Annotated in this window: 21 protein-coding genes; 5 read left to right on the forward strand and 16 right to left on the reverse strand. The window is 45.0% G+C overall.

The annotated features are described in order from the left end of the window. Window positions 1-448: 448 nt before the first annotated feature. The 9 genes from R7Z10_RS05615 to R7Z10_RS05655 all read right to left on the reverse strand — a co-directional run bounded on the left by R7Z10_RS05615 (window position 449) and on the right by R7Z10_RS05655 (window position 10971). A complete protein-coding gene (locus R7Z10_RS05615; RefSeq protein WP_318104274.1) occupies window positions 449-3550 on the reverse strand; it encodes an efflux RND transporter permease subunit in 3102 nt (1033 codons plus the stop codon). Further along, window positions 3547-4875 carry an HlyD family secretion protein gene (locus R7Z10_RS05620; protein WP_318104276.1) on the reverse strand — a complete coding sequence of 443 codons (1329 nt, stop codon included), beginning with the start codon at window positions 4873-4875 and terminating at the stop codon, window positions 3547-3549. Before R7Z10_RS05620 ends, R7Z10_RS05615 begins: the two co-directional genes overlap by 4 nt. Next, entirely contained in the window at window positions 4862-5518 is a 657-nt protein-coding gene (locus tag R7Z10_RS05625; protein ID WP_213891515.1) for a TetR/AcrR family transcriptional regulator, read from the reverse strand. The genes R7Z10_RS05620 and R7Z10_RS05625 overlap by 14 nt, the downstream gene beginning before the upstream one ends. Before the next feature lie 192 nt (window positions 5519-5710). Next, entirely contained in the window at window positions 5711-6370 is a 660-nt protein-coding gene (locus R7Z10_RS05630) for an HAD family phosphatase (protein ID WP_017633566.1), read from the reverse strand. Between the two features lie 2 nt (window positions 6371-6372). Further along, window positions 6373-7392 carry an ABC transporter ATP-binding protein gene (locus R7Z10_RS05635; protein WP_318104278.1) on the reverse strand — a complete coding sequence of 340 codons (1020 nt, stop codon included), beginning with the start codon at window positions 7390-7392 and terminating at the stop codon, window positions 6373-6375. Next, window positions 7389-8177, reverse strand: coding sequence for an ABC transporter permease (locus R7Z10_RS05640; protein WP_017633567.1), 789 nt, complete (start codon window positions 8175-8177; stop codon window positions 7389-7391). Before R7Z10_RS05640 ends, R7Z10_RS05635 begins: the two co-directional genes overlap by 4 nt. A 2-nt stretch (window positions 8178-8179) precedes the next feature. Then, window positions 8180-9070 carry an ABC transporter permease subunit gene (locus R7Z10_RS05645; protein WP_017633568.1) on the reverse strand — a complete coding sequence of 297 codons (891 nt, stop codon included), beginning with the start codon at window positions 9068-9070 and terminating at the stop codon, window positions 8180-8182. Further along, window positions 9067-9891 carry an alkaline phosphatase family protein gene (locus R7Z10_RS05650; RefSeq protein ID WP_005373854.1) on the reverse strand — a complete coding sequence of 275 codons (825 nt, stop codon included), beginning with the start codon at window positions 9889-9891 and terminating at the stop codon, window positions 9067-9069. Before R7Z10_RS05650 ends, R7Z10_RS05645 begins: the two co-directional genes overlap by 4 nt. A gap of 12 nt (window positions 9892-9903) precedes the next feature. Next, entirely contained in the window at window positions 9904-10971 is a 1068-nt protein-coding gene (locus tag R7Z10_RS05655) for an ABC transporter substrate-binding protein (RefSeq protein ID WP_005373851.1), read from the reverse strand. 210 nt (window positions 10972-11181) lie between these two features. Here R7Z10_RS05655 and R7Z10_RS05660 point away from each other — a divergent pair, with 210 nt between their 5' ends. Further along, the gene (locus tag R7Z10_RS05660; RefSeq protein WP_318104281.1) at window positions 11182-11910 is read left to right on the forward strand and encodes a UTRA domain-containing protein; all 729 of its coding nucleotides are present in this window, start codon (window positions 11182-11184) and stop codon (window positions 11908-11910) included. A 62-nt stretch (window positions 11911-11972) separates the two neighbouring features. On the opposite strand, the gene R7Z10_RS05665 is transcribed toward R7Z10_RS05660, so the two are convergent. Further along, on the reverse strand, window positions 11973-13559 hold the full coding sequence (locus R7Z10_RS05665; protein ID WP_005373846.1) for a BCCT family transporter: 1587 nt from the start codon (window positions 13557-13559) through the stop codon (window positions 11973-11975). Between the two features lie 303 nt (window positions 13560-13862). On the opposite strand from R7Z10_RS05665, the gene R7Z10_RS05670 reads away from it, so the two are divergent. Then, window positions 13863-16271, forward strand: coding sequence for a glycoside hydrolase family 2 protein (locus tag R7Z10_RS05670; protein ID WP_318104285.1), 2409 nt, complete (start codon window positions 13863-13865; stop codon window positions 16269-16271). Between the two features lie 101 nt (window positions 16272-16372). On the opposite strand, the gene R7Z10_RS05675 is transcribed toward R7Z10_RS05670, so the two are convergent. Next, window positions 16373-16627 carry a hypothetical protein gene (locus R7Z10_RS05675; RefSeq protein ID WP_005387084.1) on the reverse strand — a complete coding sequence of 85 codons (255 nt, stop codon included), beginning with the start codon at window positions 16625-16627 and terminating at the stop codon, window positions 16373-16375. Between the two features lie 166 nt (window positions 16628-16793). Here R7Z10_RS05675 and R7Z10_RS05680 point away from each other — a divergent pair, with 166 nt between their 5' ends. Together R7Z10_RS05680 and R7Z10_RS05685 are read left to right on the forward strand one after the other, a co-directional pair. Next, window positions 16794-17159, forward strand: coding sequence for a DUF6559 family protein (locus R7Z10_RS05680; RefSeq protein WP_054576155.1), 366 nt, complete (start codon window positions 16794-16796; stop codon window positions 17157-17159). A 137-nt stretch (window positions 17160-17296) separates the two neighbouring features. Then, entirely contained in the window at window positions 17297-18331 is a 1035-nt protein-coding gene (locus tag R7Z10_RS05685) for a PotD/PotF family extracellular solute-binding protein (RefSeq protein ID WP_064369399.1), read from the forward strand. 107 nt (window positions 18332-18438) lie between these two features. On the opposite strand, the gene tyrS is transcribed toward R7Z10_RS05685, so the two are convergent. From tyrS to ppsA, 4 genes are all read right to left on the reverse strand, one after another. Next, complete coding sequence (gene tyrS / locus R7Z10_RS05690; protein ID WP_318104288.1) at window positions 18439-19698, reverse strand: tyrosine--tRNA ligase; 1260 nt, start codon at window positions 19696-19698, stop codon at window positions 18439-18441. A gap of 82 nt (window positions 19699-19780) precedes the next feature. After that, a complete protein-coding gene (locus tag R7Z10_RS05695) occupies window positions 19781-20587 on the reverse strand; it encodes a response regulator transcription factor (RefSeq protein ID WP_021707696.1) in 807 nt (268 codons plus the stop codon). Between the two features lie 193 nt (window positions 20588-20780). Beyond that, window positions 20781-21560: a hypothetical protein gene (locus tag R7Z10_RS05700; protein WP_005373824.1), complete on the reverse strand. Its 780-nt coding sequence runs from the start codon at window positions 21558-21560 to the stop codon at window positions 20781-20783. A 170-nt stretch (window positions 21561-21730) separates the two neighbouring features. After that, the gene (gene ppsA / locus R7Z10_RS05705) at window positions 21731-24103 is read right to left on the reverse strand and encodes a phosphoenolpyruvate synthase (protein WP_005373822.1); all 2373 of its coding nucleotides are present in this window, start codon (window positions 24101-24103) and stop codon (window positions 21731-21733) included. A 251-nt stretch (window positions 24104-24354) separates the two neighbouring features. On the opposite strand from ppsA, the gene R7Z10_RS05710 reads away from it, so the two are divergent. After that, the gene (locus tag R7Z10_RS05710; RefSeq protein WP_005373820.1) at window positions 24355-25191 is read left to right on the forward strand and encodes a pyruvate, water dikinase regulatory protein; all 837 of its coding nucleotides are present in this window, start codon (window positions 24355-24357) and stop codon (window positions 25189-25191) included. A 76-nt stretch (window positions 25192-25267) separates the two neighbouring features. On the opposite strand, the gene ansB is transcribed toward R7Z10_RS05710, so the two are convergent. Continuing rightward, window positions 25268-26332 carry an L-asparaginase 2 gene (gene ansB / locus R7Z10_RS05715; protein ID WP_054702553.1) on the reverse strand — a complete coding sequence of 355 codons (1065 nt, stop codon included), beginning with the start codon at window positions 26330-26332 and terminating at the stop codon, window positions 25268-25270. Window positions 26333-26478 lie beyond the last annotated feature (146 nt).

Here is a 26478-nt window from a genome sequence, read left to right on the forward strand (position 1 = left end):
AAAAAAGGGCACCAAATTGGGTGTCTATTCATTTTGGAGATGGTCGAACGTCCATATAAAACTGACAATAGGCTTGGTGAGAGGCTTACCACCAGCGCGACCAACGAGGCTAAAGTTAACATTGTTGTAATGATTGTTAAAATGTTAATTCTTCAATCAATGTTTTCATTATCGTGAGTTTAAATTGTGAATGTGTTGCCTACGTGTATTTTTACTCTGTGAAATTCCGTTTTTGACAATAAGACATATTATAAATCTTGTGTTGGTTATTTGATTTGGTTATATAAAACTCAACATACTTAATCCTTAACTGTTCATATTCACACTTAATAAGACACAATAACCCTCTGTTTGTTAAGTGATTGTGTGTTTTTTAACGCATTGGTATTGAACAAAAAGCGACCTAAGCCGCTCTTGTGCATTTTGATAAGTTTACTTATCAGTCGTTTTAGATTTCTTCGTGCTTATGGACTAGGCCGAAGTCAGCTAAAATGGCATACGCAGCAGGGATCATAAACAACACCAGCAGAGTGGATGCGAAAATACCAAACACGATAGAGATAACCAGTGGTTGGATAACCTGTGCTTGCAAACTGGTTTCAGTCAGTAACGGAAGCAAACCTGCTGCAGTGGTCATTGATGTCAGGAATACTGCTCTAAAGCGTTCCCGACTGGCTTTGACTACTGAGTCGTGCACATTATCCCCTTCATCGACATGATGGCGTATGTACTGAACTAACAGAATCGAGTCATTCACCACAATCCCCGCTAGTGAGACAAAGCCCATCATACTCGGCATACTTAATGAGTGACCGAGTAGGATGTGTCCCCATACCACGCCAATAAAGGCGAGTGGAATCGCAAGCATGACCACGAATGGTTCCAAATAACTGCGGAATTGGTAACTCAGAATCGCAAACACGCCAAACAAACCAAGCAAGAAGCCTTTACCCATTGATGCGCCAGTTTCAGCGGTATCTTTGGCTTCGCCTTCAAAATCAAAGCGAAGACCAGGATACTTTTGCATAAGCTTTGGCGCTTCATCCTGTTGGAACTGACGAATAATGGCGGTTGAGTTGGCTTTCGTATTGTCGATATCGCCGAATACGCTCACGGTGCGCAAGCCATCAATGCGCTGGATTCTTACGTAATTACGTTGGAAATCCAAAGTAGCAATGGTCGCGAGCGGAATTTGACTTCCATCGGACAAGATAATTGGGAAGTTTGCCAATTGCTGTAAGTCACCAGCTTGCGCTTTATCAAGGCGAACTTCGATGGAAATATTTTCTACTCCAACTTGGATTTCGTCTGCGGTTTGGCCAAAGAAAGCCGCGCGCAATTGATTGGCGATGAGTTGGCCGTTAATCCCATAAGCTTCCGCTCCCGGACGCAGTTTAACCAAGACTTCTTCTTTACCCATACGCATGTCATCCAACACGCCATGGACACCGTCAAACTCATTCAAGTATTGCTGAATGTCGATAGAGGCTGCTTTGAGCGCATCAAGATCATCATGTTTCGCTCGAATTTCAATCGCTCGTCCACCCGGCCCCATAGTCGGTTGTTTAAATACCAGTGAGATAGGATCGGCAAGTTCACCAATGTCTTCACGCCATGCATCGATAAATTCATCGATGAGTGTGTTACGACTCTCGGCGCCCAGCAAATCCAGACGTACCGTCGCAATGTGAGGGCCAGATTCGTTCGCGTCGGCGTTAGCATTGAATTGACTAGTGATGTGCAGAACCAATGGATTGCCGTCTTCCACGTTCTCTGTCCATTCTTTATCTAGCTTTTGAGCGGAAGCGACGATCTTATCGACGACAGCTTCCGTTTGAGACAGAGAAGAACCCGGAGGAAGAATAATGCGCGCTTCTGCAATATCGCCATCCAACTCAGGGAAGGGTTGAAACTTGAGCAAACCACCTACTAACGTGGCAGCGGAGATAAGAAGCAAGGCAACCACACCACCCATAAAGGCATAGCGATACTCGACCACTTTATCCACTGCGTTGACCAAGGTGGTGTTGCGAAAGTTTTCAAAAGAAGCGAGCAGCTTTTGTTTGAACTTCGGTGTTTTTCGCTCTTGCTTTTGTTTATGTAGCGAATGAGAAAGGTGGTTAGGTAGGATCAAGAAGGCTTCCACCAAACTCAAACTCAAAACGAGGATCAGAACTTGAGGAACTGCTTTAAGTACCGCACCCATTTCACCTTGCAGGAATAACAAGCTACCAAAAATACACACCGTAGTTAGGAAGGAAGAAATTACCCCTGGCAGTACCTTTTTCACTCCTTTGATAACGGCATCATCGATCTCTTCTCCTCGGTCGAGGTGAGCGGCAATCGATTCGGCAATAACGATGGCGTCATCCATCATGATACCGATGGCCATGAGTAACCCGACCAAAGACATGATGTTGATGGACAGGCCAAGTTGCGCCATCAAAAATAACCCACCTAAGAAGGCAACAGGTAAACCAGCTGCGACCCAAAAAGAGTAGCGAAAACTAAAGAACAACCACATGGTGGCGAAGACCAGAATGATACCTTGCCAACCGTTTTTGACCATCATGGTCAGGCGATCCCAAAGCACGGATGAAAGGTCATTGGTCATTTGTAGCATCACACCGTCTGGCGCGATGGCTTGTTGTTCTTCGACAAATTGAGCAACACGTTCTTTAATGCGCAGTGCATCGTCTTCTTTGTTTTTGCTGACTTTTAGTAGGGCAGAAGGGTGACCATCAAAGAGGACTTTCTGTTCGTCCAATTCAAATCGGTCGGTAATCGTCGCAATGTCTCTTAGACGGATGATTGACCCATTTGGACCAGAGCCCACGACGATAGTCTCAAGCTCTTCTGGCGTCACGCGTCGTTCGTCAAAGCGGATCAGAAAGTTCTTATCTGGCGTTTCGACATTACCACTTGGCAACTTGACGTTCTGACGACCAATCTGCTCAGCAATATCACCAACACTCAAGCCAAGTTGTCGAATAGCTTGAGTATCTAATTCTACTCGGTATTGGTGGTCAGAGAAGCCTGCAACTTCAACCAAAGACACATCGTAATCGATTTTTAACGTGCGTTTAAGCTGTTCGGCATACGCTTTTAGCTCTGGCCATGTGGTATCTGCGGTGATGGCGACATCCACAACTGGCTCGTTCCAATCGAGCTCTTGGACCACAGGAGATTCAATCTCTTGTGGGAAGTCGTTTATCGAGTTGATCTGGGTTTGAACATCAACCAACATGCGCCCAATGTCGGCTTCTTCATTCAGTTTTAAGATAAGACGCGCAGAGCCTTCTATCGCCTCACATTGCGTTTCTTCAATGTTAGCAAGGCCATCAACAGCATCTTCCATTCGGACACAGATACTCTCTTCGACTTCTTGCGGGGAAGCTCCTGGGTAGACTACACCAGCTAGGATGTAGGGCGGATCAAACTCAGGAAAAGTTTCACGCTTAATCGTGGAAAGTGAAGAAATCCCCAATATCAGCAGCGTTAGCATCAGCAAGTTGGCTGCTGTTGGATGCTTGGCGAAGAATCGGATCATGAATCAGACTCCTCAATAGTGGCTTCTGACTGTTCAGGTGACTCTTTCAATAGCATGCCGTTAATTGCGGGCAGCAAATCGTTGATGATCAGCTTCTGACCTTGCTCTAGTTCACCATCGATCACCACTTGGTTATTGCGACGATATAACACTTCAACCGTGACGACTTGCAGACGGTTGTCATCTCCCATCAGGTAAATCTTATCGCCATGAAGCGCACGCTCTGGGATGACCCAACTCGGGTTCTCTTGTCCCTCAATCAAGGCACGCACAAACATGCCGTTCACCAATGGAGGCGCAGACGTTGGGTTTAATGCACGGTAGTCTTGTTCAATTTCCAGAATCACACCGGCAGTCGCTTGGCTTGGATCAACCGTTTCACTGATGCGTGCAACTTTCGCAGGCCAGCTTGCAGAGAGGTTACCGCTGCTGAGTTCAATGTTGGCATGAATCGCATTCATATCAGGTTGTGGAATACCAGATTCATCGCGGACAAACTCACCGATGCTCGCCGCCAAAGTTTGCATGTCATGAATGGATAGTTGAGCTTCCACTTCCATGACATCAATACCATGTCCTGTCACCATGGTTTGTTGGAGGTTAACCACTTGCTTTTTCTCAATTTCTACGTCAGCAATACGCAAATCGTAAGGAAGCGTGATGATGGTTTTATCAAGCGAGCGTTCGGCCTCATCCACTTTTGATGCATTAACTTTAACTAGGGCTTCCGCGACTCGTTTCTCATCCGGCATCAAACCAATTTGATTTTCAATATCCAGTACTAACTTACGTTGAGAGAGCGCGCTTTGCTCTTGCTGATCTACATCCGATTGAGACGTTAGGCCTTTTTTACGTAGGTTTTGCTTACGGTCTAACTCTTTGTTGGCGATGACCAGACGGTTGGCTTCTATCTTGAGGGTGCTTTTGAGATTCGCTTCTTCTTGGTTCAGCTTAGCCAGAGAGGTTTGGGCAGATTTGAGATCGGCTTGAGCTTGAACCAGTTTCAGTTCGTAATCGAGTGGGTCGATTCGCAAGATTTCCGTTCCTGCTTGCAGCACTTGTCCTTTTTCCAGTTGCGGATGACGGTAAACCACTTTGCCGGTCACTTCGGCTATCGCTTTCCATTCAACTTTCGGAGCGATTTTACCAAAGCCAATAGCAACAGGTGCAATTGCTTTGAGCTCAAGAGGAATTGTCTCGACCAACCTTGCACGATCACCCGCAGGCTTTACGGGCAAATCTGGCTTGAGGCTAATCGCTAAAAACAGAATGACGACCCCAACAGCAAGGGCAGGAAAGAACAGCAGCTTTTTATTCATTTTCATATTGGTCGCCCGAGTCTAAAAATCCATGTTTCATCAGTTGTATGTTGTGTTCGAATAATCGGTTCAAGAAGGCTTCTGAAAGTTCAATGCCATGAATGGCGAGCAGTGCTGGTGGTGCCATAAAAGGAAACACCATTAAGCTTATGTAAGAGACGCGACAAAGTTGAGGGTCGGCGTCTTTTCGTAAAACGCCACTGTCGATCAGCTTATCAAAGATCACGCCTTGCATTGGCTTGCTGATATCTGCGAAGACCTTTTCGAGCAGTTTGCGTTGGGTTTCCGATGGGGGCATATTCATAACTTGGGCAACTAAGCGTGGGAACTGTGGTACCTTGATCATTTCGCGGTAGTAGGTACGCATTAGATCGAGAAAGTTTTGCTCGTTACTGTTGGATACCAACGTCTGCATCTGCTTTTGCATCGGTGACAGTGTTTCGCGCAACATGGTCTCGAACAAGCCTTCTTTGTTGCCAAAGTAGTAACGAATCATCGCCACGTTCACGCCTGCTTTCTGCGCGACTAGGCGAGTAGAGACCTTGTCATAAGCCATAATGGTGAAGAGTTCGCGCGCATGGAAAATCAGTTTTTCCCTTGCGTCGATATTATCTGTGGGTCTTCCCGCCCTTCGATGCGCTTCCGTCACAATCTTCTCTCAAAATATTAAACATTTGATTAATTATAAGACGCTGATTTCTCATGTGACATGTGAAAAATTAATCAGTATTTAATCAAGTGATTAATTTGTGATGAAGAGAAGTAAAAAAGAGCAGAAAGAACTGCTCTTTGAACAAATAGAAAAGTATTTACTTAGGAAGAACGGTCTTGTGAGGCTATATCACCCCCAACTTAACACACTCCAATTCGGTCTGTTGGCGTGTTCTTTTAGTTGTGGGCATGGATTTACCAGATAAGCGTAGTTCGCGTATTCACAAAGCGGTAAATCGTTGATTGAATCGGTATAGAAATGGATTTCGGAATAAGGCTCAGGCTGATTTTCTAGCCACTGTTTTAATCGCGTGACTTTGCCTTCACGATAACTCGGGATACCGTCGATTTCAGCAGTATAACGGTTGTTTTTCTCGATTAAATCAATTCCGAGTGCGGTTGGAATATTAAGACGGCGACCAACGGCTTCCACCAAAAAAGTGACGCTGGCAGAGATGATAACCATATCTATACCATCACGAGACAGTTGCTCAATCAGGGTTTTGGCTTGAGGGAACTGTTTAGGCAAAATATGGCTTTCAACACATTCTTCAACCAAGGCGTTTACTTCTTCAATCGGCATGTTTTCTAGTGGCTTCATGGAGAACGCTAGGTAATCTTCCATGTCCATTTTGCCTTCAGAGTACAAGGCCATTAGACGCTGATCTTCCATAATAAATAAAGGATCAGTCGCGATGCCTTTCTCAACCATAAACTCGTTCCAAATCATTGCGCAGTCAGCGTTTATTAGGGTTTCATCCATATCAAAAACATACAAAGGTTTGGACATGTTTAGGCTCTCACTGGTTGAATTTCGTTTAGGTTAAAGAGTAGCTCTAGTTGGCTGCCATTCGCTAGTAAGCGTTCTGAAGAGCGGTTAAGCAAGTCAACAGTGAGCTCACACTCTTCAACGTTCACTTGATAGCGAATAACATTACCTAGAAGCTGGTGGTTGGTGATCGTACCTACTTGTGGCGCTGAGATGTGGCTATCATATTGACGACCTTGCTCTTTTACATATATAGACTCTGGGCGAATCGCCACTTTCCATTCGGTATCAATGTTGAAGAGTTGCTTGGCTTTATTGGCCTCTACAAGGTTGTAGTGCCCCATGAAACCGGCCACAAACTCGTTAGCAGGATGAGTATAGATTTCTTCAGGTGTTCCTGCTTGAACAATTTCTCCTTTACTCATTAGGAAGATACGATCAGACATAATCATCGCCTCTTCTTGGTCATGAGTTACGAAGATAGTGGTGAGATTCATCTCTTTCTGAATATCTCGGATTTGCTGACGAAGGTGTTTGCGGATTTTGGCATCAAGCGCAGAAAGTGGTTCATCAAGCAATAATATGCGAGGTTTCACCACCAACGCTCGAGCGAGTGCGACACGCTGGCGCTGACCGCCAGAAAGTTGATGCGGATAGTGTTTTTCTTTACCTGTCAGATCCACCAGTTTGATGACTTTAGCCACTTCACGTCGAATATCATCATTCGCAAGCTTTTTCATTTTTAAGCCAAATGCAATGTTGCCTTCGACGGTCATATTGGGAAACAGCGCATACGATTGAAAGACCATCCCAATACCACGCTCTTGCGGGACTTGATGCGTGATATCTTCTCCGTTTACCCAAATCTCGCCTCCATCGACAGGGTTAAGCCCAGCAAGGCTGCGAAGTAGTGTCGATTTACCACAACCGCTAGGGCCTAAAAGCGTAATGAATTCACCTTGCTCGATGTTAAAGTGAATGTCCTCAAATACGGTGTTATCACCAAAACGTTTAGTCAGATTTTTCGCTGTTACGTAGCTCATTGTTTGACTCCTCGGCTGAAACGACTTGCCAACCAAGTCAGTAAAAAAATAAATAGGAAGTAGGTCATCACTAAGGCAGACGTAAAGTGGCCGCTCGTCTGACGCATGTTATACAAGTAGATTTGCAGGGTTTCATAACGTGTGCCGACTAAAATATTGGCGAACACAAACTCTCCCAATAGAAATGAAAATGAAAGGAAAAGCGATGCCATCAGTCCTTTTTTGAGGTTAGGTAAAATGACCATCAAAAACGCTTTGGTTGTGCTTGCCCCTAGCAAGTGTGCAGCGTCCATTAAATCGTTAAGGTTAATTGCTTCGAAGCTATTAGAAATCGCACGATACATGAACGGTAACGCGATGGTGAAGTAAGTACCTACTAGAATCCAAGGAGTACCGATAAGGGAGATTTCACTGTCAGCATAAAGTTGAAGCAAGCCGACGGAGGACACCACTGGTGGTACAGCGAATGGTAGCAAAATCAATACGTTCATGAGCTTATCGAGCTTCGGAAAGTAGTAAAACACCACGAATATCGCTGGCAGAACCAGAAGCACACTGAGGGTTAGCGAAGCAATACAAATAAACAGCGAACGCCCAAACGCTTGCAAAAAGCGTGGGTCGGTCAGCAATTTAACGTACCAATCAAAAGTGAAACCATCTGGAAGCACCGTGGCACCCCAGCGTGATGAAAGCGAATAGACAAAGGTCGCTAAAATCGGGATGAGCATGATCCCAACAATGGAATAAACCACCGTTTTATGGAATCGAGTATTAACGTTGTTCATGACTACTTCCTACCTGCATAGCTTTTCGAAATGAGCCATTGGTTAATCACTGTGATAAAGGCAAGTAACGCCATTAGAATCACTGAAATTGCAGCGGCGAGATTAGGTTCAAGGAACAGGTCTCCCGATACCAGACTCGCAATTCGAATTGTGATGACGTTATAGTTACCGGAGGTCAGCGCATAAACACTCGCATATGCGCCGATTGCGTTGGCTATTAAGATAATAAAGGTACCGAATAAGGCTGGTGAGAGCACTGGCAGAGCGATTTTCGCCCAATACTGTGATGTTTTGGCTCCCAGTAGCGCAGCAGCTGCTTGCCAATCATCACTCAACGCATCGAACGCAGGGTAGAGCAACAACACCGCCAGCGGGATTTGGAAGTAGATGTAAATTGCCAGCAGGCCCCATTTACCATAAAGGTCGAAATCACCGAGTAAGCCATACTGCTTGAGCAAAAGGGTAATCGCCCCATTGGTGCCCAAAATAATAATAAAAGCGAATGACAGAGGTACGCCTGCAAAGTTGCTGCTCATGTTCGTAAACGCAATCACACCGTCGCGGACTTTAGAATCGACTCTGCGCAGAGAAGAGACCAACAGAGTCGCAATGGCTAAGCCAAAAATGCTCGACCACACAGCTAACCACAAACTGTTGCCAAACGCCTGCATCATAAAGGCGGAGTCGAGCACTTCAATGTAGTTATCGAAGGCAAACTCGCCATCGTAGATAAAGCTGTTTAACAGCACCCAAATCATCGGTGCGAGTTGAAATAGATAGAAAAACAGTGCGAAAGGTGCCAACCAAATGGCTGGCTTAAAGCGCTTTAACCAAGTACTTGCCAAATTTGAACGTGATTCGCTAGAGCTTGGGGAGAGGACTGAACTGCTCATAGTGCTAACAATTCCTGAGTGTATGGCTTCGTGTGGTCAAGGTTTAGCAATTGACAAACGGTGCCACAAATATCAGTTTGCTTAATATGACAATCTTGATGGGTAAACTTATCACCAATGACAAACAGGGGAACTTCTCGTTCTTCAGGTAAAATCCCACCGTGAGAAAGATCGTTGTTCATGCCATGATCGCTGGTCACAATGATTTGATACCCATCAGCAAGCCATTGATCGATGTAGTTGGAAAGAATAATGTCTGCACCTCGCGCACAATTGCGGTATTGGCGAGAGTCTAGGCCAAACTTATGTCCTGTATCGTCGATATTCATCGGATGGATCAATAAGAAATCAGGTTGATAGTTGCGGCGTAAATACTCTGCGTCCAGGAACAAGGCTTCATCAGGATAATGATCCCAATGGTAAAAGCAGCCGTGCTGGATATTCAGGGTTTCATCATGCGTGAAACGATCGCGAACAGGTTCAAATGGCGCGCGATTATAAAGCTCACTTACCCAGTGGTAGGCAGCCGCAGCGGTCACTTTTCCTTGGGCTTTTGCCAAACTGAAAATGGAATCGTGTTTGGATAGACGAACGATATTGTTGTTTACGATGCCGCTTTCTACAGGGCGAACGCCCGTTAAAATGCACTCATAAAGTGGGCGAGACATAGAGGGCAGCTCACACTGCACAGGATAAAGCGTTGCGCGAGTTTCTTGTTGGGAACGACTTTGTTCTAGAAGACCATTGAGGTAGCCCATGCAATCACGGGCTACCTGATAGTTCAGTCCATCTAGAACAACAAGGATGACCTTATTGCTCATAACGACTTACTCTTATTGCTGGTGGATTAAGACACTTTCTTGCCATTGACGTGGCAGCTTACGTGCGGACTTTTCCCAAGCTGAGAAGTCAGTCACTGGGTGAACATTGCTGTATTGGTCATTAGCAATTAGCTTGTCTTGCACTGCTTGAGGCAGTGTGATGTTGGTGCGGATTGGACGCGCATAACCTTCTGCTAAGTTGATTTGCCCTTGATCGCTGAAGATGTATTCACGAGCAAGTTTTGCTGCATTAGGGTTCTTCGCGTATTTATTGATTATGGTTGTATAACCAGAAATCACAGAGCCATCTTGAGGAATGCTCACTGTAAAGCGGTCGCGGTCAATTTTGTCGCGGTAGTTCAATGCATTGAAGTCCCACATGATCGCCACTTCCACTTCGCCTTTTTCTAGGTTGGCGATGTTCGGATCGGTAAATGAAAGACGACCTTGCTTCGCGAGTTCAGAAAAGAATTTGAGCGCAGGCTTGAGGTTGGATTCGTCCCCACCGTTGGCGAACGCTGCGGCGAGAACCGCGTTGTTTGCCTGTGCTGCTACGCCTACGTCACCTACGGTCACTTTGTAGTCGCCTTTTAATAGGTCATCCCACGTTTTTGGCGCGTCTTTTACGAGGTTATTGTTGGAGATAAAAGAAATAGTGCCAGTGTAAGCAAGTGCCCAATGACCATCTTCGTCTTTTGCCCAATCTGGGATGTCATTCCAAGTTGTTGGTTTATATGGCTGAGTGACGCCTTTTTTTACCGCTACACGTGCGAAGGCAAAGCCTACGTCACCAATGTCTGCGGTCGCGTTTTTCTTCTCAGCTTCGAATTTTGCGATTTCTTGAGCCGAGCTCATATCCGTGTCTTGGTGCTTAAGGTTGTAATTTGACTTTAAATCAGCCCAAGTGTCTTTCCAGTTTGCCCAACTGTCAGGCATACCCACACTGTAAACCGCCCCTTCTTTTTGTGCTGCTGCTACCAAAGATTCAATATCGGCTTCTTTCGCTACTGTTGGCGTAGCGAGCGTTACCGCAATGATTGCCGCTGGTGCGGTAATTGAACGACTTAGCAAAGTTTTCATTGTCTCCATCCTTCTGGACTAGGTCAGTAAGTTCGCTTTGTATGCTATGGATGGAATGTGACGATTTAGCGCAAGTAATTTGACAGTTTTGCTGATTTTATATGGCACTTATATTTCATACGTTCAGTATGTGTTCTGTTGATTAATGTCATATTTTTGTTACTTAAACGCCTTATGTTATTCGTCAAATTATCCTTGGACTAGATCAGAATGAGAGCGACAGGCACCGGACAATTTGGTACCCAATTAGGAAAAATTAGAAGCAGCTTAAAACAGCAGATTCTTTCCGGCATCATGTCGGAAGGACAAAAACTGCCGTCAGAGAGAGAGCTCAGTGAGCTGTTTTCTACAACTCGAATCACTATCAAAGATGCGTTGGTGTCTTTAGAAACTGAAGGTCTTATTTATCGAGAAGAGCGCCGGGGTTGGTATGTATCTCCTGAGCGTATCTGTTACAACCCGTTGTCTCGTTCTCACTTCCATCAGATGATTCGAGAGCAGCATCGTATTGCAGAAACTAAGTTACTCAACGTGCGAAGTGAAATGGCCGCAGGTGAGTATGCCAAATCGTTAGAGGTGGAGCGAATTACCCCAATTTATGTAATTGAACGGTTACGTTTTATTGATGGGCGAGCGGTATTGTTTGTTGAGAACGTGCTCAAAGCGGCACTGTTTGAGGGTATATTGTCTGAGAACCTCACCATGTCCCTGACGGGCATTTATCGTGAGAAGTATGGTTACGAGACAAAGCGCTCTTGTTTTGATGTGATTCCCACGTCAGCTCCTGCTCATGTCGCTAGGGCGTTGAACCTAGCTGAAGGACAACCCGTTCTGAAAATTCGGCGGGTAAACTACAAACAAGATGGGCATTTAATGGACTGCGAATTCGAGTATTGGCGTCCAGACGCAGTGATGATTCGCATTGATAGCGTAGGATAAAGCGCAGAATTAAAAAGAGCCCAATGAAGGGCTCTTTTTCGCATATTGGTTAGAGAGGCGGTTTAAACGAGGCCTTGCTCTTTCGCCATTCTGCTTGCAATGCCGGGTGCTTTCCAAATGCTTGGCAGCAAAATGAAAGACACAGGCACGGCGGTAATCACAATGAAAGACTGCAATGCAGAAATACCACCAGAGCCCATTGAGATGAGCGCAATAGCGACAATACCCATAATCAGACCCCAGAACGAGCGAATCACTGCGTTTGGTTCTGTTGAGCCCGTCATCACTACACTGATTGTGTAAGTCATCGAGTCACCCGTCGTCACGATAAATGTTGTCGTTAAGATCAGGAACAGAACCGAAATGATCATTGGGTAAGGTAATTCACCAGTAATCGCTAGCAGTGCTGCAGGCAAGTTAAAGCCTTCAAACGCAGATGAAATCAAACCAGGGTTATCAAGTTCAAACGCAAGGCCACTGCCACCAACGATACTAAACCAGAAGCAAGTAATCAGCGGTGCCGCGATGCTAATTGACATGATTAATTGGCGAATTGTACGACCACGAGAGATACGAGCAATAAAGATCGCCATCATTGGGCCATAACCGATAAACCAACCCCAGAAGAATACTGTCCACCAACTTAGCCAGCCTGTATCACCACGGTAAAGTGCCATAGGGAAGAAGTTATCCACCATACGACCAACGCCTTGCACGTAGCCATCAACGATAAAGCTTGTCGGCCCGAAGAACAGGATGTAACCAATTAATAGTACAGACAAAATGATGTTGTAACGACTGACGATTTGAATACCCTTGCTCAAACCGCTCAGTGCGGAAAGGGTATACATCAGGATCGCCGCCATGATAACCATGCTTTGCGTTACGAACGTATCTGGCAGGCCAAACAATGAGTTTAGCGCGTAGCTAATTTGTAAACCTAAGAAGCCGATAGGACCGATGGTTCCTGCTGCTACTGCAATGATGCTACATGCGTCAGCAACATCACCAATCCAGCCTTTAATGGCTTTATCACCAAACACAGGGTAAAGCAGAGTACGCGGCTTAAGAGGCAGGCCTTTATCGTAATGCAAGTGCATTAAGACAATGGAAGATAGACCACCAAGGATCGCCCAAGCTAAGAAGCCCCAGTGCATAAAAGACTGAGATAGGGCATTGATTGCGGCAGTTTTCGGTGAGGCTTCCCCGTATAGAGGCGGAGCAGTCACAAAGTGCGCGATAGGCTCAGCTGCGGCCCAGAACACACCACCACCTGCAAGTAGAGTACAGAGTACGATTGACAACCACTTAAAGTTATCAATATCAGGTTTCGCTAGACCACCTAGGCGCACATAACCAGTGCGACCAAACGCAAGAGCCAAACCAATTAGGAAATTCAGAAGAAGCAGTACTTGCCAGTAAGCTCCGAAATATTTAGTAGCAAAGCCGAAGCCGGTGTTAACCATTGCGGTTAGAGAGTCGGTATTCGTTAGAGCAAGTAAAACGAATAGAGTGAGGAAGCTACCACTTAACCAAAAGACAGGATTGGTGAGTTCGAGGCGCTTGAGTAAAGATGGGGGATGAATAGCAGAATAGTCAGCATCCTGAATAGGCGCTGTGTGGGAGGCGGCATTCGTCATATTTGACATAATTACTTCGCTTTTTAGGGCTATGAAGCCGTGCATTTCCCCTCACATCGTTTCAACGAAAAGTGTGAGGATGTTCAAAAAGCCGATGATGTTAACATGTCGAAGTTGCAAATATAACCTTAGATTTCGATTAATTTTTAACAGGTTAGCCAAGTTGCTGATTTTTGGGTAGAGATCAAAAGAAAGAGTTTTTACGTGAAATGCACCGCATTTCGTATGTAATTAACATTTCCCTTGTTTTTGCATGGGATTGTCAGGATTACATTGAGAAAACATGTTTTTCCCAAGCTAAGGTTTAACTCGATGGCTCACTTCGAACTTAACGGGCAGTGGATGCTTACCTCGCCACAGCGTCCCAATCTTGAAATTCCAATGTTTATTCCGGGCGATAATGTGTCGGCGCTTTTACAAGCAGAGCAGATTCCAGATCCTTATTTTGCCGATAATGAAAACAAAGTTCGATGGATTGAAGAGTGTGAGTGGCATATCTCACGTGAGTTTGAAGTCGACGCGTTTACGTTGTCTGCCAAGCAAATTTGGATGACGCTAACTCGTGTAGATACCTTGGCAACCTTCTATGTTAATGGTGAGCTAGCACTAACTTGCAGCAACATGTTTACCCAGCAACGTGTGGATATTAAACCGCATTTAAAGCAAGGTACTAACACGATTCGGGTTGAGTTTGCTCGGGCGGATTTAGAAGGTATCGCAAGAGCAAAAAAACTGCCATTTCCTATTCCGTCGGCAATGGGCAACAACCAAATTCCACACATGAACTTGATCCGCAAAACACAATGCCATTCCGGATGGGACTGGGGCATTTGCTTGATGGTATCGGGTATTTACGACCCCATTCAAATCGACATTGTGAATGAGCTTTGGCTCAAAGGCTTCTCGACAGAGCAGCAATGGCAAGCCGATGGGAGTGTGTTTCTTGATGTAGTAGTTGAAGTGGAAACGGACAGTCAACGCCATGAAATGATGGTTGAATTTAATGGTGAGCGTCAATGTATTCAAACAAAAGGAAGTGGTCACTATCATTGCCAGTTCCACATTTTGGAGCCTCAACGCTGGTGGCCATCGGGTTATGGCGAAGCGTATCTCTATCCCATTACCATTTCTTGCAGAGAGCAAAAGTTAACGCACAACATTGGTTTGCGTCAGCTAACTCTAAATAATCAAGCTGATGAGCACGGCTCTGCAATGGAATTTATCGTCAATGGCGTACCGATTAATGCTAAAGGTGCCAACTGGATCCCTATTGACGCAATGCCGGGGCGAGAGTACGAAACACGTTATCGCAACCTTTTGCAAAGTGCGGTTGACGCCAACATGAACATGATTCGCGTATGGGGCGGTGGTCAGTACGAGAGTGAAATCTTTTATAACCTTTGTGATGAACTTGGCTTGTTGGTGTGGCAAGACATGATGTTCGCCTGCTCGTTGTACCCATCAAACGACGAGTTTTTAAAAGAGGTAGAAGAAGAACTTAGATTCCAAATCCCTAGGCTCAAGGAGCACCCATCAATCGCACTTTGGTGTGGTGACAATGAAGTGATTGGAGCTATTGGTTGGTATGACGAATCTAAGCGCAGTAAAGTCAAATACACGGTTAACTACGATCGCCTCAACCGCATGATTGAGAAGGAGATTACCGAGCAAGATAGCACTCGCCGTTTCTGGCCAAGTTCCCCATGTAATGGTGAACTGGATTTCGGTGATGCGTGGCATGATGATAGTAAAGGCGATATGCACTTTTGGGACGTTTGGCATTCAGGAAAATCATTCAGTGCCTACCTTGACGTGAATCCTCGTTTTTGCTCTGAGTTTGGTTTTCAATCTTGGCCATCTTTTGCTGAAGTTAAGCGGTTTGTCCCTGAGCAAGACTGGAATATTACATCCCCAACTTTCGAACAACATCAGAAGAACCCTCGAGGTAATAGTATTATCACAGAGATGTTCACGCGCTATTTTCGTTTTCCCTCTGGATTCGAGAGCATGCTGTATTTAAGTCAAGTTCAGCAGGCAATCGCGATCAAAACTGCATGCGATCATTGGCGTGCCATTTCTCCAGTTTGTCGCGGCATGCTGTACTGGCAACTCAACGACAATTGGCCTGTCAGTTCTTGGTCTAGTTTGGAATACAGTGGTCGATGGAAGCAGTTGCACTACCATGCGAAGCGATTTTTTGCGCCGCAGTATTTGGTATTTTCCGAGCATACAGGCAAGTTGAGCCTACATTTGCTCAATGATGCCAAAGAGTCCGCAAGCGTCAACGCACTGCTTAAGTGGGTAGATTGGCAAGGGGAAGAAAAGCAATGTTGGAGCTTAGAACAAACAGTCATAGCAGACAGCAATACGATTTTGTGGCAGTTGGATGAATTGATCGAGAAGGATGAACTTACGTCAGGCTTCTTCTATGTTGAAGCGCAAATCGGTGAAGACAGAATAAGCAACACATGGTTTAGTACTCACGAGCTAAAAACCTTGCCGATAGTGAAAGCCAATATAGATGTCTCTATTGAAGGGAGGCGAATTACATTGATTGCGGATAAGCCTGCGTTTTTTGTTCATTTGGAGAGTGATGCTGATGGAAGATTCAGTGACTCCAGTTTTACTCTGTTGGTCAACGTTCCAATGACGGTTGAGTATTTAGGTGATGATGTTTCAGGTATGCAGCAGTCGTTGAGGGTATACCACCTTAATGATTAAAGCGGGCATAGAACATCTATATGCTGATAACTAAAAAGGGAGCGTTTGCTCCCTTTTTAGTTACCAAGTATCCGTTATTAAGCTCAGGTTGAGACAGAAGACTATTTAAGTTTCTGATGGACCCGATAGCTAACGACAAAGCCAATGTAGAATAGTGCAGCAAGAGTAATCACTGCCGTCGCGTACGCCAGCAGGCTGTTTAACCCTAAACCAAAAGCCAAAGTGAAGGCGATACCATGAATGGCTTCCGCAGGGATTCGGTACCAAGCAGCGTGGACGGAAGATCCGAAGAGGATAAAGGTACTAAGTAAGACAATCGTGCCGCCTATAAAGCCGACCCATCTGCTGTTGTTCATGTTGCAGTCTCAGGGGTTACCGAGGTAACGTAACAAAATATTTCAGGATCGTATTATACAACCGATCATCGCGAAAAGCGCTAGAGAAATTTCGCGGATAAAACAGAGTGTTTTAATTCGAACAAAAGAATACGACATAGCCAACTTAATACAGGAATAACAAAACATGTTGAGATTTATACAACGTCGCCGCATTAAGAAAGTGATTAAGCTAATGAGTACCAGATTGATAGTGGGATACGGCAGTCGTGAGTACTTTTCGGTTGGTCAGGTAAAGACGAGCACCAGCGAGTTAAGCTTAAGCGCGTGCCAACAAAAAATTGCGTTGGCGTTGTATGCGAATCCGCAAGATCTTGATTTGGAAAACCAACCAGAATTGCAAGCAATACGCTCAGACGTGGCGCATGATTTCTTTTCTGGTGCCGATTATACCGCTCAAGATGTGCTTAATTTACTCGGCTCTGGTGGCTGGAAAGGCGGTCGAATGGAAGATGGAATGTCTCATCATTTTGGTATGCACAGTCGCTATTAAAAACATGCGTTAATTTTATAAATTCGATAAATATTTTTGCTGTTAAAGATTAATTAAATTTTCTTTCAATTGGGTAACAATTACCTAATTATGCACCCGAATCCCAGCGCGTCGCTGGACTGGTTGGATTGCATACCATGAAATTAATCATCAAAGGATTGGGGCTGAGTGCTCTTGTGCTCAGCATGTTTGCTCATGCAGATAGCAAAACGTTGAACGTTTATGCATGGGGTGGCTATTTGCCGGAATCATCGTTAAAAGCGTTTGAAAAACAAGAAGGCGTTACGATTAATTATTCGACCTTTGAGAATAATGAATCAATGTACACCAAGCTAAAATTGCTAAAAGGTTCTGGCTACGATGTGGTTTTTGCTTCTGCGTACTTCATTGAAAAAATGGGGCGAGAAGGGCTGCTTTCGAAAATAGATCACGCTCAAGTGCCAAACATGCAAGACACAATGGACGGTTTACTTGGCCAAGCGCACGATCCGAAAAATGATTACTCGCTGCCTTATATTTGGGGCATTACCGGGATCAGCTACAACGAATCCATGGTTGAGCAACCAGTGACCAAATGGGCAGACTTATGGGAGTCTCAATACGAACAACAAGTCATGTTGATCGATGACGTGCGCGATGTGTTTGGTATGGCGCTGAAGAAAAATGGCCATAGCGTGAATACAAAAGACGAAGCTGAAATCGAACAGGCTTTTGATTCTCTAGTTGCGCTGAAAAACAACGTATTACTGTATAACTCAGATGCGCCGCAAGTCCCTTACGTGTCCGGTGAAACATCGGTCGGCATGCAATGGAACGGCAACGCATTCCAAGGGCAGGTTGAAATGCCTGAACTGAAGTTCGTGATGCCGGAAGAGGGCGCGGTATTGTGGATGGACAACTTCACTATTCCGTCTGGCAGTAAAAACAAAGCATTGGCGCATAAATTTATTAACTTCATGTACCAATCAGAGAACCAAGCGGAAATCGTGACCAGTTTGGGTTATGCGTCGGCAACAAACGCTGGGCGTGACAAATTGCCAGAAGAGTTGAAAAATAACCGTACTATTTTCCCTTCATCAGAAGACATGAAAAAAGGCGAGTTTATTAATGATGTTGGCGCAGAAACGTTAGCGATTTACGAAAAGTACTGGCAACGTTTAAGAACGCAATAAGCAACGTCTTTGCCTATTGTTAGGCTTAAAATCGTTCAAATTTGGATTCCCCTCATCACGAAAGTGGTGAGGGGAATTTTTTTATAGGTTTTGTACTGCGAGTGTTGCTACGCGGAACGCTTTACGAGGCAGAAGTGCTTTTTACCGCGTTGCAGTAACCAATATTGATCAAACAGTGGGAAGCTTAAACTCGGGTTATCAGCCGCCACTTTTTCACCGTTTACACTGATGGCGTTGTTGCTGATGTGTTCGCGTGCAACACGCTTCGAACTTGCTAAGCCCGACTCAATCAACAGCTCAACCAAATCTTGCTGTGCGCTCTCAATGCTTGGTAAACCATCCAACTCTAATTGTTTTAATTCACCCAAACTCAGTTGTTGCACATTACCGCTGAATAAAGCTTGAGTGATGCGCTCGGCACTGGCGAGGCCGTCTTCGCCATGAACAAATCGCGTCATTTCTTCAGCGAGAATACGTTGTGCTTGTGGCTTGCTTTGGCTTGCTTGGTCTTGCGCTTCAATGCTGGCAATTTCTTCGCAGCTCAAGAACGTGTAGTAACGCAGGAAGTGGTAAACGTCGGCGTCTTCTGCGCCAAGCCAGAACTGGTAGAACGCGTAAGGAGAGGTTTTGCTAGGATCTAGCCATACTGCGCCGCCTTCGGTTTTGCCAAATTTGGTACCATCGGATTTGGTGATCAGCGGCAGAGTTAAGCCAAATACTTGCTCACCATTTTGACGGCGAGTTAAATCGATCCCGCTGACGATGTTTCCCCATTGGTCATTGCCACCGATTTGCAAACGGCAACCGTATCGACGGTTTAGCTCGGCAAAATCGTACGATTGCAGTAAGGCGTAGCTAAATTCGGTGAAGGAGATACCTTGGTCAGGTCGTTGCAGGCGTTGTTTTACCGATTCTCGGTTGACCATAGTATTGATCGAGAAGTGCTTACCCACATCGCGGAAGAAGTCGATCACATTGATCGCTTTCATCCAGTCAGCGTTGTTCACCATGATCATCGGCTTGGTCAGTTGGTGATTCATCAACTGATGAATTTGATTAGAAAGATCGTTAACCCAGCCTGAGACGATTTCCTCTGAGTTCAGACTGCGCTCAGTCGCTTTAAAGCTTGGGTCGCCAATCATGCCCGTTGCACCGCCAATCAAGGCAACAGCTTGGTGTCCGGCATCTTGAAAGCGCTTAAGCATAATCAAAGGCACGAGGTGGCCGATATGCAAGCTGCCAGCTGTAGGATCGAAGCCGCAGTAAACGGTTTGTGGCTGTGAGAGAAGTGTCTGAATTTCTTCCAAATCGCTGGCTTGTGCAATCAAGCCACGATCTTGTAAATCTTGCAGTAATGGTGTCGTCATTCTTTTTGTCTGTTTTAGTGGTTGTTGTATTCAGACTAAAACGCGACACCTTTTCTCGATATATCCCTTAAGGGACAGTTTTTTATCTTGAATGGAGAATGAGGTGATTGAGGAAAAGCTGGAATAACTCACTCAATGAAGACACATTTAATTGCGAGTAAATTCGCTTTCGATGATTTTTGACCGTGCCTTGAACTAAGTGTAACCGCGCGGCAATTTCTTTGGTGTCAAACCCTTGAGCGAGAAGCGAAGCCACCTCTTGTTCGCGACGGGTGAGTGATTCTACGCCAAACGTTGCTAAAGCTTGCTCAATGGCTAATCGCATACTGCCAGAATAAGCACTCTGTGCAAAAACAGGCTCAGAAAAGGTAAATTCCGTTTGTTTCCAATGCTGCTGACAAAGCGACTGAATTATCGGGAAATAGGGCTTTAGCTTATTGATTTGTTGCTGAGAAAAGTATTTTCCATCAGTCATATATCCGAAGTACAGCATGACCCAACGGCCAGATTCAACTTCGACTAGCATGCTAAGCTCGTCTTTCCACCCTGTTTGATGATAGAACTGCTCGCAGTATGAGGTGAAGTCAACGCCTTTACGCGCCACGTCTTTGAGCGTAAATACGCCTTGTTGCTTTGTCTCGTTTAGTTTGAGAAAAAAAGGGTCATTTTGAAATGAGTCAGTAAGGTAGCGTTGAAAAAGTAACTCTCGCTCGTTCTCAATTGAGTCGTAGAGATAAATAGGATGTTTACCTTCTCGGTAACCTAAAATAACTGCGCAATCAAAATGAAAAAGAGTGCGAATGACACGCATAAGTTTAGGAGTAAAGTTAGGCGTGTTAAGAGCAGAAATTGCTTCTGCTAGCAGATTATTAAAGTTATTGTCAGGCATGGGATACCGAATTGCAGGTGGTTTTGCGCAAGCATAACCAAAAGCAATCCAACGAGAAAGGGAAGTCGCCATCTTCTGGTGACTTCCATAGAGAAAGTTGCGTAAGTGCTCAGTTTTGAGGAATCATATCCCCGTTAACTTATTGATAAGGGTGCATAACAACGGTTTTATTTAAGCGATTAGTTGCTATGCATTACTGCGAGTTAGTGAGCTCTTCGTTAACCCAATATTTAGAACCAGACACGTTAGCATCGATGAGCAAACCTTTAGCGTTCAACTGATAGACGGCGACGCCGCTGTTAAATTGTTTTGAAAGTTGCTCTGAATCTTCGCCCGCAACAGCAGAGGCTTCACTTGTGGCCTCCCATCCTTCGTTGACGAACGTATCAAAGTCTTCTTTGCTCTCAAACAGAACCACTTGTTGGTAAAATTTGCCGCCAGCCCCAAGTGCAACGCCCAAACCAAACATATTCATATAAGTGCGTTCTTCTGTTTCCTTATTCACTGCGACTCCTGACCCTGAGTTGGTGTGAAACAGCAAAGATAATTTACGAGAATCAAAGACCGCGTAGCCGTACGCGTTGTCGTAAATAGCTTTTGCCTCCGGCTTTTCATTAAATAACTTGAGCAAAGCGCTATCTGCCATTAAGTCCACGGCTTGGCGAGCTTCTTCTGGCGTATCGCCTTCCATCAGCTCATCAATTTTTTTGTCGGCAGCATCTATCCATTCTTTGCTCTTCTCGATGCTGGCTTCTGTCCATTCGCCTGCGGTATTGATCGCTTCCTCGGACCAATTCGTGAAATCTTGCCACGCTTGTTTTGAAAACGCTTTGGTGTCGTCCCAAGCATCTTGTGCAGTATCAGAAACTGCGTCGCCAAGCTCAGACATTTTATTGGAAATTTCATCCCAATCGGCATAAGCAGGGGATGCCAGGAGCATCAATGTAGTAAGGAGTGCGATAGGCTTTTTCATCAAATTCTCTCTGGAGTTATCGATATACCATTCATTTTAGGTCATCAGACTTTGATAATGAAATTGACTAAATGACGAACTTGAGAGAGGAATCACGAACTGATTGTGAAATGACGTGTGAATAACAAAGCCCTCACAAGGGGAGTGTGAGGGCTAGAGTTTATCGTGTGTTACTTGCTGCTAACTTTACCTAGTTTTAACCAAGTATCGATAACCGTATCTGGGTTTAGTGATACAGAGCTAATACCTTGATCCATTAGCCATTCCGCTAGGTCGTCGTGGTCTGATGGGCCTTGACCACAAATACCAACGTATTTGCCTGCTTTTGTTGCTGCGTCAATCGCCATCTGAAGCATCACCTTAACCGCTGGGTTACGCTCATCAAATAGATGTGCAACATCGCCAGAGTCACGGTCAAGACCAAGCGTTAGCTGAGTCATGTCGTTTGAGCCAATCGAGAAGCCATCAAAGTACTTTAAGAACTCATCGGCAAGGACCGCGTTGGATGGCAGTTCGCACATCATGATGACTTTAAGACCCTGATCGCCACGGCGCAGATCAAACTTCGCTAGCAAATCAATCACTGATGCTGCTTCGCTTGGTGTACGAACAAATGGGATCATGATTTCAACGTTTTTCAGACCCATTTCGTTACGAACGCGTTTGATTGCTTGAGTTTCTAGCTCGAAGCAGTCTTCAAACACTGGAGAAATGTAACGAGACGCGCCACGGAAGCCAAGCATTGGGTTTTCTTCATGCGGTTCGTATGCTTTACCGCCAACCAAGTTGCTGTATTCGTTAGACTTAAAGTCAGACATACGAACAATAACGCGTTTCGGCCAAAATGCCGCAGCAATGGTTGCGATACCTTCTGTCAGCTTGCTTACGTAGAAATCGATAGGATCTTTGTAACCACGAATACGCTGAGTGATTTCTGCTTTTAGCTCATCGCTTTGTGCATCAAAGTTAAGTAATGCTTTCGGGTGGATACCAATCATCTTATTGATGATGAATTCAAGACGAGCAAGACCAACACCTTCATTTGGAATTTGTGCGAAGTCAAACGCGCGATCAGGGTTACCCACGTTCATCATCACTTTTGTTGGTAGCAGTGGCAGTTCATCAACAGAAGAGCGTTTTACGTCAAACTCAAGTTCACCTTGGTAAACGTAGCCCGTTTCACCTTCTGAACAAGATACGGTCACGGTTGCGCCATCGGTTAACTTGCTTGTCGCATCGCCACAGCCAACGATTGCAGGAATACCAAGCTCACGAGCGATGATGGCAGCGTGGCAAGTACGGCCACCACGGTTGGTTACGATTGCAGATGCTTTTTTCATCACTGGTTCCCAATCTGGGTCAGTCATGTCTGTAACTAGCACGTCACCTTCTTGGACTAATGACATTTGGTCCAGAGAGTCAACCAAGCGAACCACGCCTTTACCGATGCGCTGACCGATTGCACGACCTTCAACCAAAACATCCGCTTTGTTTTGTAGCTCGTAGCGCTCAATCACGTTTTGTTCCGTTTGTGAACATACGGTTTCAGGACGCGCTTGAACAATGTACAGCTTGCCATCAATGCCATCTTTTGCCCATTCAATGTCCATTGGACGCTGATAGTGCTTTTCGATGATCATTGCTTGTTTTGCGAGCTCTTTAATCTCGTCGTCGTTCAATGAGAACGTGTTGCGCTCTTCATCAGAAGTATCAACGATATCAACTTGTTTGCCGATTTCTTGGTTATCTGAGTAGATCATTTTGATCAACTTAGAACCAAATGTTTTCTTAACGATTGGGTGTTCGCCTGCTTCAAGCATTGGCTTGTGAACGTAGAACTCGTCAGGGTTTACTGCACCTTGAACGACCATCTCGCCTAGACCCCATGAAGAGGTGATGAAGACAACTTGGTCGAAACCCGATTCAGTGTCTAGTGTAAACATAACACCCGACGAGGCTTTATCTGAACGCACCATACGTTGGATACCCGCAGATAGCGAGATGCCACGGTGGTCGAACCCTTGGTGAACGCGGTAAGAAATCGCACGGTCGTTAAATAGAGAAGCGTAAACGTGCTTAGTTGCTTCTAGTACTGCGTCGATGCCTTTCACGTTCAAAAACGTTTCTTGCTGACCAGCAAAAGAAGCATCAGGTAGGTCTTCTGCCGTAGCAGATGAACGAACTGCGACTGAAAGCTCAGGATTGCCTTCGATCAGTTCTTGGTAATTTTCACGAATTTCTTGTTCAAGGTCCGCAGGGAAAGGGGCCTCTAATACCCATTGACGAATGTTTGCACCTGTCTTACGCAGAGCTTCTACATCTTCAACGTCTAGTTCATCGAGTAATTGGTGAATACGCTCATCCAAACCTTCGTGGTCAAGGAATTGGTTAAACGCGTATGAGGTTGTCGCAAAACCATTTGGTACAGAAACGCCTGCGTTCGCTAGGTTAGAAACCATTTCGCCAAGTGAAGCATTTTTACCGCCGACTTTGTCGACATCATCCATGGATAGGCCATTGAACCAGAGGGTGTTCTTTTGCATGTCTTTCTCCAGAAACATTGCAGCTTAGTAGGGGGACTTAAATCGATCTAAACAATCGCATGTTGGCTGTTATTACACGTTGACCATACATTGCTTCATTCAGATTGATATCAAAGGCAAACGATTACGTTCTGGCTGAAAAAAATTCAAACGAATTTTTAAAGCTGTGGTGAACCTAACTGAAAGCCAAACTGATTTATTAATATTATGTGTACCATCCTACTCAAAAGATTTTGAAAAATTAAACAGAAATGCAAATAAATAACCAAAGTCGTGATGTGTTCTATGTTTCTGACGGTACGGCGATAACATGTGAGACATTAGGGCATGTTGTTCTCGGTCAATTTCCGTTCATTCCTAACGAAAAAACCTTTCCGTTTGTTGAAAGCCAGGACAAAGCTACTGACGTAGTCAAAGAAATTGAAACTTCCTACCAGCGCAATGGCGTCAAACCTCTGGTCTTTTTCTCAATTGTCGTTCCAGAAGTACGTGAAATGCTGCTTGAAGCGCCAGCATACAGTTACGATGTGTTGGAGAGTATTGTGCAGAAAGTGCAAGACGACATTCAGATGGCACCAAAGCCTAAGTTGCAGCGTTCTCGCAGCGTGGGGAAAGATTCCGACACCTATTTTGACCGTATTGCGGCTATTGAATACACATTGGCGCATGATGATGGCATCACACTAAAAGGGTTGGAGCAAGCTGATATCATCTTACTTGGCGTGTCGCGTAGTGGAAAAACGCCGACTAGCTTGTATATGGCGATGCAATTTGGTTTACGTGTTGTGAACTATCCGTTCATTGCGGAAGATGTGAAGATGATGCGTTTGTTGCCTGAATTTGAGATCCATCGTCATAAGTTGTTTGGGCTGACTATCGATCCCGAGCGCTTGACTGAAATCCGTGAAAATCGTTTGTCTGGAAGTGATTACGCTAGCACAGAGCAGTGCAAGCTGGAGCTAGACACTGTTGAGGCGTTGTTTAGAAGAGAGGCGATCCCATATATCAATACGTCCTCTCTGTCTGTTGAGGAAATTACTACGCGTATTCTGGAAAAAGCAGGAATGAAGCGTCGCTTGTTTGGCTAACAAGAGACGCTCATGTCGCTATGTGTAAGAGGAGGTAAGATGTATACCTCCTCTATCGAATGAACCTTAGACAGAATTAATAGTATTGGAACATCTTTTGGATGTCTTGATAGTTTTTGGTCTGAGTCAGTGACAGCATCAGTAAGATACGTGCTTTTTGTGGGTTCAATGTACCAGCGGCAACAAAGCCGTATTTTTCGTCATCAATTTCAGCATCCAAAGTGGTTGAGCCGCTAGGCGTTCGGGAGCTTCTTACAACAACAACGCCATCTTTACTCGCTTTCTCTAGCTCATCAAACACAGTGTGGTACAAGTTACCATTACCGACACCAGCACTTACGATGCCGTCAAACTTCGCATCCACAAAGGCTTTCACTGGCAAATTGGAGGCATTTGCATAGTTATAAACAATACCGACCTTAGGCAACTTAGTAAGCTTTGATACATCGAATGGGGTTTCTGTCGTATGTTTACGTTCTGGGCTTCGTTGATATTTGGCATCGCTATTATGAATGTAGCCGATAGCACCAAAGTTGGGTGACTGGAAAGTGCTGACGGAGGTTGTATTGGTTTTTGTCACATCTCGCGCATCGAAAATCGTGTCATTCATTGCGACTAGCACGCCACGTCCTTCTGAATCTTCATCGGTGGCTGTTACGACTGCATTGTATAAGTTGACTGGTCCATCAGCACTCATTGCGGTGGAAGGACGCATTGCACCGACGATCACGACAGGCTTTGTGCTCTTGACGGTCAGATCAAGGAAGTAAGCGGTTTCCTCTAACGTATCCGTACCATGAGTAATGACGATGCCGTCAACATCATCTTGAGCGAGTAGCTCATTAACTCTTTTCGATAATTTTAGCCACACTTCATCATTCATATCTTGTGAACCGATACTGACCACTTGCTCTCCAGAAATATCGGCAATCTTGGTCATACTCGGCACCGCAGAAATCAATGATTCAACGCCGACTTTACCTGCTGTGTAGTTTGACTCGGTTGCAGATTGACCTGCGCCTGCAATGGTGCCGCCAGTGGCAAGAATTTTAATGTTCGGAAGATCGGATTGCGCGAAAGACAAAGAACTAAGGCACAAACCAAGGGTTATCGTACTGAGGCGGAAAATGTTTTTCGTCATGGGAATCACCTGCTGTTAGGTTGGATGTTGGGGAACTCATCTATCCTAAAAACAGCGGGTTAGATTTTTTGAGTACTAGTTCAACAAATTGCAGATGAAGATCGTGATCAACTAATCACTTAAAGAATATCAAATCAACCAGTTAA

This window comes from Vibrio sp. Vb1018, from assembly GCF_033338775.1.
GTDB lineage: Bacteria > Pseudomonadota > Gammaproteobacteria > Enterobacterales > Vibrionaceae > Vibrio > Vibrio alginolyticus.

Coding starts and splice junctions, on each gene's coding strand:
- R7Z10_RS05680 (WP_054576155.1), top strand. CDS start 16,794: ATGTTGAGATTTATACAACGTCGCCGCATTAAGAAAGTGATTAAGCTA.
- R7Z10_RS05660 (WP_318104281.1), top strand. CDS start 11,182: ATGAGAGCGACAGGCACCGGACAATTTGGTACCCAATTAGGAAAAATT.
- tyrS (WP_318104288.1), bottom strand. CDS start 19,698: ATGACGACACCATTACTGCAAGATTTACAAGATCGTGGCTTGATTGCA.
- R7Z10_RS05635 (WP_318104278.1), bottom strand. CDS start 7,392: ATGAGCTACGTAACAGCGAAAAATCTGACTAAACGTTTTGGTGATAAC.
- R7Z10_RS05700 (WP_005373824.1), bottom strand. CDS start 21,560: ATGAAAAAGCCTATCGCACTCCTTACTACATTGATGCTCCTGGCATCC.
- R7Z10_RS05695 (WP_021707696.1), bottom strand. CDS start 20,587: ATGCCTGACAATAACTTTAATAATCTGCTAGCAGAAGCAATTTCTGCT.
- R7Z10_RS05645 (WP_017633568.1), bottom strand. CDS start 9,070: ATGAGCAGTTCAGTCCTCTCCCCAAGCTCTAGCGAATCACGTTCAAAT.
- R7Z10_RS05630 (WP_017633566.1), bottom strand. CDS start 6,370: ATGTCCAAACCTTTGTATGTTTTTGATATGGATGAAACCCTAATAAAC.
- ppsA (WP_005373822.1), bottom strand. CDS start 24,103: ATGCAAAAGAACACCCTCTGGTTCAATGGCCTATCCATGGATGATGTC.
- R7Z10_RS05665 (WP_005373846.1), bottom strand. CDS start 13,559: ATGTCAAATATGACGAATGCCGCCTCCCACACAGCGCCTATTCAGGAT.
- R7Z10_RS05650 (WP_005373854.1), bottom strand. CDS start 9,891: ATGAGCAATAAGGTCATCCTTGTTGTTCTAGATGGACTGAACTATCAG.
- R7Z10_RS05655 (WP_005373851.1), bottom strand. CDS start 10,971: ATGAAAACTTTGCTAAGTCGTTCAATTACCGCACCAGCGGCAATCATT.
- R7Z10_RS05685 (WP_064369399.1), top strand. CDS start 17,297: ATGAAATTAATCATCAAAGGATTGGGGCTGAGTGCTCTTGTGCTCAGC.
- R7Z10_RS05615 (WP_318104274.1), bottom strand. CDS start 3,550: ATGATCCGATTCTTCGCCAAGCATCCAACAGCAGCCAACTTGCTGATG.
- ansB (WP_054702553.1), bottom strand. CDS start 26,332: ATGACGAAAAACATTTTCCGCCTCAGTACGATAACCCTTGGTTTGTGC.
- R7Z10_RS05675 (WP_005387084.1), bottom strand. CDS start 16,627: ATGAACAACAGCAGATGGGTCGGCTTTATAGGCGGCACGATTGTCTTA.
- R7Z10_RS05620 (WP_318104276.1), bottom strand. CDS start 4,875: ATGAAAATGAATAAAAAGCTGCTGTTCTTTCCTGCCCTTGCTGTTGGG.
- R7Z10_RS05640 (WP_017633567.1), bottom strand. CDS start 8,177: ATGAACAACGTTAATACTCGATTCCATAAAACGGTGGTTTATTCCATT.
- R7Z10_RS05670 (WP_318104285.1), top strand. CDS start 13,863: ATGGCTCACTTCGAACTTAACGGGCAGTGGATGCTTACCTCGCCACAG.
- R7Z10_RS05710 (WP_005373820.1), top strand. CDS start 24,355: ATGCAAATAAATAACCAAAGTCGTGATGTGTTCTATGTTTCTGACGGT.